8 protein-coding genes and 1 tRNA gene are annotated in these 12,113 nt (G+C 63.5%); 1 reads left to right on the top strand and 8 read right to left on the bottom strand.

Annotation, left to right across the window (positions count from 1 at the left end):
* Positions 1-6: 6 nt before the first annotated feature.
* From dnaE to FF090_RS11725, 4 genes are read right to left on the bottom strand one after another with little or no spacing between them, the layout of a single operon-like run.
* Complete coding sequence (dnaE, locus tag FF090_RS11710) at positions 7-3,519, bottom strand: DNA polymerase III subunit alpha (RefSeq protein ID WP_138856893.1); 3,513 nt, start codon at positions 3,517-3,519, stop codon at positions 7-9.
* Positions 3,520-3,571: 52 nt separating this feature from the next.
* Positions 3,572-4,150, bottom strand: a complete 579-nt coding sequence (locus FF090_RS11715; RefSeq protein WP_138856894.1) for a DUF3501 family protein — start codon at positions 4,148-4,150, stop codon at positions 3,572-3,574.
* A 2-nt stretch (positions 4,151-4,152) separates the two neighbouring features.
* Positions 4,153-5,511, bottom strand: coding sequence for a (Fe-S)-binding protein (locus FF090_RS11720; protein WP_138856895.1), 1,359 nt, complete (start codon positions 5,509-5,511; stop codon positions 4,153-4,155).
* Between the two features lie 56 nt (positions 5,512-5,567).
* On the bottom strand, positions 5,568-5,987 hold the full coding sequence (locus FF090_RS11725; protein ID WP_138856896.1) for a rubrerythrin family protein: 420 nt from the start codon (positions 5,985-5,987) through the stop codon (positions 5,568-5,570).
* 205 nt (positions 5,988-6,192) lie between these two features.
* Here FF090_RS11725 and FF090_RS11730 point away from each other — a divergent pair.
* Positions 6,193-6,268: transfer RNA gene (locus FF090_RS11730), tRNA-Ala, on the top strand.
* A gap of 142 nt (positions 6,269-6,410) precedes the next feature.
* Here the strand turns inward: FF090_RS11730 and FF090_RS11735 are convergent.
* From FF090_RS11735 to FF090_RS11750, 4 genes are read right to left on the bottom strand one after another with little or no spacing between them, the layout of a single operon-like run.
* Positions 6,411-7,133 (bottom strand): HNH endonuclease, encoded by a 723-nt coding sequence (locus FF090_RS11735; RefSeq protein WP_138856897.1) that lies wholly within the window; start codon positions 7,131-7,133, stop codon positions 6,411-6,413.
* The gene (locus tag FF090_RS11740) at positions 7,130-8,893 is read right to left on the bottom strand and encodes a GmrSD restriction endonuclease domain-containing protein (protein ID WP_138856898.1); all 1,764 of its coding nucleotides are present in this window, start codon (positions 8,891-8,893) and stop codon (positions 7,130-7,132) included. The genes FF090_RS11735 and FF090_RS11740 overlap by 4 nt, the downstream gene beginning before the upstream one ends.
* A gap of 6 nt (positions 8,894-8,899) precedes the next feature.
* A complete protein-coding gene (locus tag FF090_RS11745) occupies positions 8,900-10,096 on the bottom strand; it encodes a HEPN-associated N-terminal domain-containing protein (RefSeq protein ID WP_138856899.1) in 1,197 nt (398 codons plus the stop codon).
* Between the two features lie 14 nt (positions 10,097-10,110).
* On the bottom strand, positions 10,111-12,105 hold the full coding sequence (locus FF090_RS11750; protein WP_138856900.1) for a coiled-coil domain-containing protein: 1,995 nt from the start codon (positions 12,103-12,105) through the stop codon (positions 10,111-10,113).
* Between the last annotated feature and the right edge of the window lie 8 nt (positions 12,106-12,113).

The raw sequence follows: 12,113 nt of genomic DNA on the forward strand, positions 1-12,113 counted from the left end.
ACTAGCTTAGCGATACAAAAGCTGCGCCGGCACCCCGAGTTGCGCCAGTTCCTTCAATGCAACATCACTGGGCCAATGCAGCGAGGCGGCCCCCAGGTCCAGCACGGCCTCCGCGCCGCCAAACCGCAGTGGCCAGCGCGCCGGCAGGCCACGGGTGACCACCCCGGCTTCGTCTTCGACGCGCTGTGCAGGATGGCGCTGCACCCAGGCCTTGAAGGCGGCGATCTGCGCCTCATTGGGGTGCAGCAGATCGATCTGCAAGGCCTTGCCATAGCGCGCGCGCGCACCGGCCAGGTCCATGGCCTGCAGCGCCTTGCCGCGCAAGCCGCCGCTAAAACGATCAAAGCGCACCTGGGCCTGCAGCAAGACCAGGTTGTCCTCGCTCAGCAACTCCTTGTGCTGGTCATAGAACTCGCCCGCAGCGGCCACCTCCAGGTTGGCGCTGCCATCGTCCAATTTGAAGATCGCAACCCGGCCGCGGGCGCCATTGATGACGCGCATATCGCCCACGATGCCGGCAATCATCAGCGGCTCGCGGCTGTCTTCCAGTTCGTTGAGCTGCTTAGGCACCAGGCGCCGGACTTCCGCCTCGTGTTCATCGAACAAGTGGCCGGACAGGTAGAAGCCGATGGCCACCTTCTCCAGGCTGAGCTTCTCGCGCACACCCCAGGCCGGGGCCAGCACCAGATCGGGCTCGCTGGCCGGCGCGTCGGCGAAGTCAAACAGGCCGCCCTGTGAGGCATTGGCCTCCAACTGCTCGGCATGCTGGAAGGCCAAACCCACCGAGGCCAGCACGCGCTCGCGCTCCGGATGCAGAGCATCGAAGGCACCGGCCTTGACCAAGGCCTCAACCACCCGCTTATTCACCGTGCGGCGGTCCACGCGGGCGCAGAAGTCGAACAGGCTCTTGAAGGGTCCGCCCTCGTTGCGGGCGCGTTCAATCACCTCGATGGCGCCGGCACCCGTGCCCTTGATGGCGCCCAGGCCGTAGCTGATGAGCTTCTTGCCCAGGGGCACGAACTTCAGCTCGCTGCGGTTTACGCAGGGCGGCTGGAAGTCAATGCCAAAGCCCTTGGCGTCGGCCAACAGGATCTTGAGTTTGTCCGTGTTGTCCGATTCGATCGTCATGTTGGCCGCGAAGAACTCGGCCGTGTAGTGCACCTTGATGAAGCCGGTGTGATACGCCAGCAGCGAGTACGCCGCGGCATGGCTCTTGTTGAAGCCATAGCCCGCGAACTTCTCCATCAAGTCAAAGACCTCGTCGGCCTTTTCGGCACCGATGCCCTTCTCGGCCGCACCCTTGCGGAACAGCGCGCGGTGCTCGGCCATCTCCTCGGCCTTTTTCTTGCCCATGGCCCGGCGCAGCAAGTCGGCGCCGCCCAGCGAGTAGCCGCCCATGATCTGCGCGGCCTGCATCACCTGCTCCTGGTACACAAAGATGCCGTAGGTCTCGGCCAGCACCTGCCCGAGCAGATCATGCGGGTACTCGATCTTTTCCGAGCCGTGTTTGCGCGCGCAAAAGCTCGGGATGTTCTCCATCGGGCCGGGGCGGAACATGGCGTTCAACGCGATCAAGTCTTCCAGCCGCGTGGGCTTGGCCTCCTTGAGCATCTTTTGCATGCCCATGGATTCAAACTGGAACACCGCCTCGGTCTTGCCGTCGCTGAAGAGCTTGTAGGTGCGCGCGTCGTCAATGGGCACGCTCTCGTAGGCAAAGTCCGGTTTATGCCGCTCGACGATGTACTTCTTGGCCAACTCCAGGATGGTGAGCGTGGCCAGACCCAAGAAGTCGAACTTCACCAGGCCAATCGCTTCGACATCGTCCTTGTCGTACTGGCTGACCGCTGAGTCCGAGCCCGGCTGTTGATAGAGCGGGCAGAAGTCGGTGATCTTGCCCGGTGCGATCAGCACGCCCCCGGCGTGCATGCCGATGTTGCGCACCATGCCCTCCACCTGGGTGGCCAGGGCCAGCAAGGTGGCCACCTCCTCTTCGGCCTCTTCGCGCTGGTTCAGCTCGGGGGCCTCCAGGCGCGCGTAGATGATCTTGTCGCCCGGGTCCTCAGGCGGCTTGGCCAGCGTCACCGTCTTGCCCGGTGGTGCCGGAATGAGCTTGGCGATGGAGTCCACCTGGCCATAGCTCATGCCCAGCACCCGGCCCACGTCGCGCAGCGCGGCCTTGGCCGCCATGGTGCCGAAGGTGGCGATCTGGCTCACCGCCGCACGGCCGTACTTGTCCTTCACATAGTCGATCACCCGATCGCGATTGCCCTGGCAGAAGTCGATGTCGAAGTCGGGCATCGAGACGCGCTCGGGGTTCAGGAAACGCTCGAACAGCAGGTTGTAGGCCAGCGGGTCCAGGTCGGTGATGGACAGCGCATAGGCCACCAGCGAGCCCGCGCCCGAGCCCCGGCCCGGCCCCACGGGGCAGCCATTGGCCTTGGCCCAGGTGATGAAGTCCGCCACGATCAGGAAGTAGCCCGGGAAGCCCATCTTGATGATGGTGGCGAGCTCGAACTCCAGGCGTTCGACATAGCGCGGCCGTTCGGCCTCGCGCTTGGCTTCATTCGGGTAGAGGTGCTGGAGCCGCGTCTCCAGGCCCTCGAAGCTGAGCTGCCGGAAGTAGTCCGCCATCGGCATCGGACAGCCGTCTTCCAGCAGGGGCGTGGGAAAGTCGGGCAGCTGGGGCTTGCCCAGCACCAACTCGATGGAGCAGCGCTCGGCGATCAGCACGCTATTGGCCAGCGCGGAGGGAATGTCGGCGAAGCGCGCGACCATCTCGGCCTGGGTCTGGAAGTGCTGGTCGGGTGTGAAGCGCTTGACCCGCTTGGGGTTGTCCAGCGTCTCGCCCTCGGCGATGCAAACCCGCGCCTCGTGGGCGTTGAACTCCTCTTCCTCCAGGAACTGGATCGGATGGGTGGCCACCACCGGCAGGCCCAACCGAGCGGCCAGCGAACAGCTGGCCCGCAACAGACGCTCTTGGGACAGGCCCTTGACGCGCTGCAACTCGATGTAGAAGCGCCCCGGAAAGGCCTGCGCCAGCTGCTGGGCCAAGGCGTCGGCACGGGCTTCGTCGCCACTTTGCAGCAGCGTGGCCAGCGGGCCCAGCCCAAAACCGCTCAGGCAGATCAGACCCGCGCCCAACTCGGCAAACCACTCAGTCTTCACGCAAGCCTGGTTGCGGATCACATTGCCCACCCAGGCGCGGCTGAGCAGCTCGCACAGATTCAAGTAGCCCTGGCTGTTCTGCACCAAAAGCAACAGCCGGCTGGGCGGCGGGGCCTGTACGCCGGGGGTGGTCTGTCCCTCGGGTTCCAGCCAGACCTCGGCTCCCAAGATGGGCTTCACCCCTTTCTTGCGCGCCGCCTTGTAGAACTTGACCGCACCGAAGAGGTTGGCGAGGTCGGTGATGGCCATGGCCACCTGCCCATCCTTGGCAGCCGCCTTGACCGCGTCATCCACGCGCAGGGTGCCGTCAACAACGGCGAATTCGGTATGGACACGCAGATGGGCAAATTGCATCGGGGCATTGTCCCCGAGCCGATTGAGGATGCCCCTCCTCCCCCCAACACCCTCAGCGCAGATCGCCCGCCAGGCAGGCCAGGGTCTCGGGAGCGATGCGCTGGTGTGCCGGGTAGTGGGTGTGGTCACAGCCCAGCACGGCCGAAGCACCGGCGCGCAGCGCCTGGCATTGGGCCCGATCGAACTCAAAGCGCAGGAAGTGCACGGCCGAGGTCTTTTCGGCCGTCTCGCGCTCCAAGTCCTCATCGGCAATGGCATAGACCCGCCCATGCCCCTCAATCTCGACGAACATCCGCGCGGCCACGCCCAGCAGGCGCGCCAACTCGCGGCGGCGCTCGTTCACATCGGGGTACTCCAGCAACAGGGTGGCCTTCCAGTTGCTGCCATCGGGCACCAGCGGGCTATAGGCCGCAATCTCGCTGTGAATGCCCTCCTCTTCGAAGATCTTTTCAATGCGCAGCATCTCCTGGATCTGGTAGCGGATGGTGCGTTCGTCCTCGAACTGGCAGGTCATGTGCTCCCCCAGAGCGACGCTGCGCAGGCGGCGGTGCGCCATCAGTTCGGGCTTGAGGGCCTTGCGCGCTTTGCTCCAGGCTTCCAGGCTTTGCAGGGAATCGATCGTGATGCTCATGCTCACTCCAGCCCGTAGGCGCGGCGAATCAGGGTCAGCGGATGGGCCAAATTCTTAGCCGGTGTTCCAGCCAGTTCCATGCCCTGTTGAATGTGATGGCCCGCCAGGGCGCAGTCGGAGGAAATCACATCCGGCCGATCATCGCCATGTTTCGCCATGGCCTTGAAAACCGGACGGCCGATCTTCATCGCGTCGAGATGATGCGCGGTCTTCACCCCATAGGTGCCGGCGTGGCCTGAACAGCGCTCCACGGTGTTGAGCTGCACATCTACGGTCTTGCCCACGAGTTTGAACATCTCTTCGGTCTTGCGACCGATGTTCTGCACCCGTCCGTGACAAGGGATGTGATAGCTCACGCGGCCCAGCGCGGTCTTGAAGTCGGTGCGCAGCAGTCCATCCTTGTGGCGCGCCACCAAGTATTCGAAGGGGTCCCACATCGCCTCCTTGACGGCGAGCACCGCCGCCTCATCGGGGAATAGATGCGGCAGCTCCTGCTTGAACATCAGGGTGCAACTGGGGATGGCGGAAACAATGGCCCAGCCCTCGCGGGCATAGCGCTCAAGCACCGGAATGTTCTTGTTCTTCAGCCGTTCCACCGATTCAAGATCGCCCAACTCGAACTTGGGCATGCCGCAACACGCTTCCTTCTCGACGATCTCGTAATGAATTTGGTTGTGCGTCAGGATCTTGAGCAAATCGTGCCCGATGCCCGGCTCGTTGTAGTTCACATAGCAAGTGGAAAAGAGCGCCACCTTGCCGGGTGTGCGTTCACCTTGGGTGCTCACCCGCGCCGGGCTGTCCGCAGCCGACCAACGAAAGCGCTTGGGCGCCAACTCGGGCATCCAGGCCTCGGGATGCACGCCCAGGGTTTTGTCCATGGCCTTGCGCGCCAGGGAGGTTCGGTTCACCGCATTGACGGCTTGCACCACGATGGGAATGCCGGCAAAGCTGCCATGCACATCGGTGCTGGCCAGAAAGCGCGCGCCCGCGCCGACCTCCCCGCGCTTGAACTGGATGGCCTTGGCCCGCAACATGGTGTGCGGGAAATCCAGATTCCAAGTGTGCGGCGGTACATAGGGGCACTTGGTCATATAGCAAAGATCGCAGAGATAACACTGGTCCACGACCTTCCAGTAATCCGCGCGCTTGACCTCGGTCAGTTCACCGTCTGAAGTGGCATCGACAAGGTCAAACAGGGTTGGAAAGCTCTGGCAGAGACTGACGCAGCGCCGGCAACCATGGCAGATGTCAAAGATCCGCCCCATCTCGTCCAAGCAGGCCTGCTCGTCGTAGAAGGCCGGGTTCTTCCAATCCACGGCGTGGCGGGTGGGAGCCTGCAAATTGCCTTCGCGCTTGTCCATGCCCACTCCTGTAGCAAAGCGGCGCCCGCAGGCGCCGCCTCAAACCTCATGCGAAATCAGTCCACCAACTGTTCGAGCGCCTTGACGTAGCGATTCGCGTGCGAGCGCTCGGCCTTGGCCAAGGTCTCGAACCAGTCCGCAATCTCGTCGAAGCCCTCGTCGCGCGCCGTCTTGGCCATGCCCGGGTACATATCGGTGTACTCATGCGTCTCACCGGCAATCGCTGCCGCCAGATTCAGGCGTGTGCCACCAATGGGCAGCCCGGTGGCGGGGTCACCCACCTGCTCCAGAAACTCCAGGTGCCCATGGGCATGCCCGGTCTCGCCTTCTGCGGTAGAGCGAAACAGCGCCGCCACATCGTTTTGCCCCTCGACGTCCGCCTTGTTGGCGAAGTACAGATAGCGACGGTTGGCCTGCGACTCGCCGGCAAACGCGTCCTTCAAGTTCTGTTCGGTCTTCGATCCTTTCAGTCCCATATCGATCTCCACACGGTGAGAGGGAAGAAACCGCCCGACGCCATTCGCCATTCATCCGTTTGACCCGGCGGCGCGGCTTGAGGCTAGCGCATGGCAGCGCAGCGCACCAATACGGGTTGGCGATGAGTTCCATAGGGCTCGGCTATTCGTGCCACAAGGCCCCCCGATGCCACCCAACAGGCGTGCTACAGTGCGCGCCTCGCGTGGGGGGGTAGCTCAGCTGGGAGAGCGTCGCGTTCGCAATGCGAAGGTCGGGAGTTCGATCCTCCTCCTCTCCACCACAAAAACCGTAAGTACATCAAGGGCTTGTGACTTGAAGCATTGGATTGCACCGTGTGCAATCCTTAAGTTCATTTCACAGGTGCAAGCCTTAAGTTCAACAGCCCCGCCAGGGGCTGTTTTTGTTTGGTCGGACGCCCCTGCTCAGGCTGGATCGCGGAAGACGTGAGCCCGATGAAACGCGAGGTTCACACAGTGCGACGGCCTGAGACTGGCGAGAACCCAATCCGCTCTTACGCCCAACCGCTCGGATTCCGTTGGCGCCAACGCCTCTGAAATCAACAACTTGCCGTTGTCGGCGAACGAAATCCAGCCCCCATCAAACAGGGCGTCTAGGTGAGGCGCGAGCAGCAGCCCGTTGAACACGTCCAGCCGCTCGTTGTCGCTCTCGCAGGATGCCCAGGGCTTGATGTGCGAGGCCCGTAGCAGCTCTGGCACGGTGAGCCCGGTCACGCAGCATCGGCCTTGCCAGTAGTCCAATAGTGCCGACCGGAACAAGTTCTGGCCCACGCGCTGGACCACGACGCGCTCTGCCTCGGTGGACCGGGGCATGCCGGCGGTTTCACGCCGGAAGGCATCGGCCACCCGGTTCGGCAGCGTCCTGGCATGCGCGGCGGCGGCACGCAGGACGTCATACAGCGCGCCGAAGCCGTCCACCTTCACGATGTCGGCGCCGTCGACCGAATGGAGCAGGCCCGCGCTGGATGCACTGACCGTCAGAGTCGACGACCCGGTCGACTGCACGAGCAACGTCTCCGGAAACCGCGCCGAGCGCAGTTCCAGGCCGCCGTCACGCTCGAGCGGCGTCATTTCGAATCCGCAGTCGGCGGCAGCCTTCTCGATGCGCAGACGGTCGAGCGGTGTCATGCCGCCGTTCCAGCCAGCTTCTGGTAGCCCTGGCGAATCACGCTGGCGATGAGCGGGCGCCTGGCCGCCAGGAACTGGTCGTAGCTCATCGTCCACCACTGCTCTGGCAGCGCGTGCCACTGCATCATCGTGGCCAGCGTTGCCTGGTCGAATCGCTCGGCGTACTTGCCCCAGTACTGTGCGGGCGGTGCGTCTGAGATGGCGATGTTGTCGTCCCACTCCACCAGCGCGTAGTTTGCAATCTGGTTGATGTCGCGGACGCTCTCGATGCCCTGCTTCTTCAGGTATTGCTTCGGGAACAGGTGATGCCGCTCCAGCGCCTTCTTCTGGCCTTGTGCCGGCGGGTCCAGTAGGTCCACCACAGGGCTCTGTGAGAACAGGGCCTGGGCACCCAGCAGCGTCTGCGCCGCGTAGAAGCCGAACAGCGCCGGGCTGCGGCCCGCCGATGTCGCCAGGTCCATCGGCAGCGTCTTGGTCCAGTAGTCGTCCGTCAACGTCCCGGACTCCACGGTCGCCAGCCTAGCGAGGAACTGGTCGGCAGTCTTCAGCTCCCGCAGCTCGGCCAGGTCTTGCTCCATGCGTGATTCCGGCGAGGACGTGAACCGGCCAGTCAACAGCGACATGAACAGCCAGCGCGCGATAGCGTTGCGCAGCTTGAACCCTTCGACGTCGTACTCGGTGCGGCCCAGCAGGTACAGCTGGTAGGCGAACACCAAGGCGTTCACCGAACTGATGGTCTTGGCACTGCGGTAGCCTGCGGCGCGCACCACGTTCAGGGAGTCCGCCCAGTAGGTCAGGTTCAGCACGCGCCCCTGGGCATCGCGCAGCTTGTCGAACTGGCTGTTGCGTTGCGCAAGGCTGACCTCGCCGCTGGCCAGGTCCTTGCCGCGCAGCAGCGAGTAAACGTGCTCCAGCCTGGCCCGCCGGAAGGCCACGCCGACGTCGACGCGCAGCAGATGGTCGGGGTCGGGCTGGAAAATCTGGTTGAAGGGGCTTGCCTGACCGGCCGGCGCCGGCTGGCGCGCCGCACGGCAGAACTTCTCCAGCTCAGTACGGCCGTCGTCCCAGAAAACCGACATCAGCGTCAGGATGAAGTCGGACTGGTTGAGCTTCTTGCCCTCGCTGTTGATGCGCACGAAGACATCGGCCACCTGCTCTTCGGTGCACTGCTGTGACAGCTCCAGCGCGATGAACGGGAAGTTCGTCAATCCGGCCAGACGGCCGATGGCGTCGGCCACCTTCTCTTCCTCGGCGTCGGACACTTCGCGCGACGCCGTCAGGCGCTTCAGGTACTCGCCGATGGTCTTGTGCGTTGGCCGGTTGAACACCTCGGAGATGTCGAGGATGTACTCCGGGTCACGCTCGGTGGTCGCGTCCGGCACAGCGAAGGTGCCGCTCTGCGGCCGGAAGGCAATGCGGATGTGCTCGCGCTCAAAGTTCTCGCGCAGCACGGCCTCGCGCCGGATGACTGCATACAGCGAGGTGAGGCGCTGTTGCCCGTCCACGATGAGCAGCGACGGCGCCTTCTGCTTGTTCGCATCGCCGATGACCTTGGTCTCCACGCCCTCGGCGCCGGTCTGCCAGAACAGGAAGTAGCCGACCGGGTAGCCGCGGTACATCGAGTCAAACAGGTCACGGACCTTGGCGTTGGCCCAGACGAAGGGGCGCTGGATGTCGGGCAGGCCAATGCGGCCGAGACCAATGTCGCCGATGAGGCCGCCCAGTGAATAGTGGACTTCTTTGAACAGCGTGTCAGTCATGATTCATCAGGCAATCTTCTTGGAAAACTCGGCCCAGCTGTTGAGCGCCACCTCGTCGCCACCAACAAACTTCACGGCATGCGAGAACGGTTCACGCCCATCTCTTGGAAACAACGCCACGTTCACGCTGCCGCGCGAAATAGCGCTGGGATAGACGATGCCATCGAGCATCTTCCCGTCAGCCGTCCTGAAAACCTGTGCAAAGTATTCCGAAACCACTTGCGATGGAACGTAGTTGATGTGTTCTCGGCCGTCTTTTTGCACTGGCTGACAGATGTCCGCGACGAAATCATCCAAGAACAGGACAACCTCTCGAATCCGGTGATTCGCCTCGTCAAAGACGGAGGGCCGCGGCGGGAGGCGCGTCATGTCAAGTACAGCGAGCTCCTCGACAACCTCGAAGGTTGCAATCGCAGCGCGACATGGTGGACCTCGCAACACCTCGGCAAGCGCCCCACCTTGCGTCATCGACATATAGAGGTAGGAGATTCCCGCTGGGTTCATTCGGCCGGCATTCGCCAGTCGGCTGGGAGGGGCGCCAACCTCTTCGGCGCAAATCGGCCAGGCTGCACTACCGACTCTCTCGCGTACCCGGTATAGCTTGGTTGCCTTCGGAAGAAAGGTTAGTAGTCCCAGCCTGGCGGCCATGTCGCCCACCCGTTCGAGCACTTGAAGTGGCGACGACCGGTATGGTGACTCCGATTCATTGGGTGAAGACATGAAGAAGTGGCGGCTTCGATGCTTCACAATTTCAGAGAACGCCTGCCACTCCTCAGACCATTCCTCGTTGCGGTGGGATGAGGCCCAATGGCCATCTGCTGCTGCAACCCAGGCAGTGTTGGAGAACGAACTGGCGACATCTTCGAACAGGTCGTCATGGCATTCGAATGGCACACCCATCAATGCATCGGCGGTGTCGGTAGGCTCGAAGACCCACCCCCCGTCATACGGAACTCCCGCATGTGTAGGCTCGGCGTAGTAGTAGCCCAGCGCGGATGCAACCGCAGGCATGATGGATTCGACCGCTGCGGCGGATGGCTTACGCGTTCGCTTGCCGCAGTAGTCGCACTGCTGGGTGCTCGCGTTGTGCCGAATGAGGTTCTTCAGAAACTCGTCTTCGACGCAGGCGGGACAGACGTGCTTGTCCGGAGCTGACCACCCCCGAGCCTCGTACTCTTCCCATTCTCGTTTCGCTTGCCCCATTCAGCGCTCTCCAATCAGGGCCACCCTGCGTCCAACCCCGTCAGGTCTGGTGTCAACTGCCGCTTGAACAGCAGCGCCTCATCCGCCCCCGGCGCCAACTCCAGGACGACGTGCGGCGCCCCCCCGAGCTCTTCTGGCGGCGCCGAGGTCGTCGTGACGATGAACTGGAACGGCGCCATGCCATCGCCACCAAGCTGCTCCGCCGCCTCTGCAGCCGCGAGGAAGAACTCGCGGTACAGGAGCTCGCTCATGTCCGCCTCTCTCGGGCAGTCATGAACCAGAAAGCCAGGGTGGTTGCTGGCTTCGGACACGGCCGAGTCGAGCAGGCAAACGATGTCGCCGAGCAGCACCTCCAACACCTGGTAGGCCTCGCCGCCGCGCGCCACTTCGAAGGGGCGTACCTCGTGCCCCGGGAGGAACCTGGCGTGCCCTGCGGCGCCGAGGAGCCTGCTCGACACGGTGGCCGTCAATGCCTTGATGGCGTCGACCCTCGACGACTGACGAGACCGTTGGCTGACCTCGGCCGCCCGAAGGGATTCCAGCGCTGACTCGAACTCCAGAAGCTGCTGCCGCGCCTCGGCCAGTTCCGCCGTGTCACCGCCCTGGTTCCGTTGGGTGTGCTTCAACTGGAGGTCGTCCCAGGACTGCTTCAAGAACGTCCGCGAGGTTTCGCTCGTGGCGATGCGAACGCGCAGTCGGTGGAGTTCAGGCCTCTTCTTGGCGATGAGCTTCTCTTGCTCAGAGACCGCCTTCTCGGCCTTGTCGAGCGCGACCGTGCTGGCCTGATGTCGCGCAGCAAACAAGGAAGCATCGGCCTTGGCCTGCTTGCCGTCCTGGAACCAAGTCATGTTGAAGGTGGTCTTGTTTTTCTGGACGTGCTCGCACTCGCTGAACTCAATATTCCCAGGTTCGCATCGCCCCTCCAGGCCTGCCAGCCGGTCACGGACTTTGCTCAGCCGCTCGTAGTCCTCTAGCTTCGCATCGACCAGGGACTTGGCCATTTCGTTCTCAACCTTCGCAAGGTCGCAGGCCTTGGTTAGCTCATGCAAGCGCACCCGCTCCTGGGCCAGAGCCTCGTCGGCCTGCTCCGCCTCACGCTCCCATCCGCGTTCGTCCGACTCGGCCTTCTGCAGCGCCGCTTGAACACGAGACTCGACCGATTCGCCAACGGTGGTCGCGAAGACGGGTTCGTCTTCTTCCGCCCGTACTTTCAAGCGCAATTGGCGGTCGGCATGGGCGAGCGCGAAGGCCGGTGCCCGTTCGAGCTCGGGGATGCGCTCCTTGCACTGCTCGACCTGCTTCTGCTTGGCCTCGATGTCGCGCAGCAACTGGTCCAAAGCCTGGTCCACCAGGCCGAGCACCGAACCGACCAGCAGCGGCGGGTCGCGCCGCGAACGCTTGAAGCCCAAGCCTTCGCCCTCGCGCCAGTGGTAGAAGCCGTCGAAGCGGGTTCGCTGTTCCCGGATGCACCAGGCCAGCAGATGGCGCCATTCGAGCGGCTGATTCGTGCCGGGCAAAGAGCGGGCCGCAAGCCGGCCTATCGAGAACTGCTCCAGAGCGCGGCCATAACCGTCGAAGTCGTTCGGCGCGGTGCCCTCGAACAACCGGTCCAGGGCGTCGCATCGGGCGGCCAGGGAGTGGCTGTACAAGCCGTACGGCCGGAAGACCAGCCAGACGGCGCCATCCACATGGACCTTCGCCGCCACTCCGCCTTTGGGAAAACTGCCAGCGGCCTTGCTGCGCAGGGTGGCGATGGCAGGCGCATCGTCACCCAGAACGTACCTCAGCAACAGGCACAGCGAAGTCTTGCCGACGCCATGACCTGCGCTGGCCAACCCCGATGCATCGTTGGAGGCGGACTCCTTGGCCCAGACGATGTTCAACCCGGCATGCAGGTCGATGGTGCGCGTGAGCACCATCGGCTCACGGGATTCGACCAACCACATCGTTTCAACCCAGAGCCTGGGCTGCGTGCGGACCGGTTGACTTGCCTTGAGCCAGGTCGACATGGCGTCCT

Source organism: Inhella inkyongensis (assembly GCF_005952805.1).
Classification (GTDB): domain Bacteria; phylum Pseudomonadota; class Gammaproteobacteria; order Burkholderiales; family Burkholderiaceae_C; genus Inhella; species Inhella inkyongensis.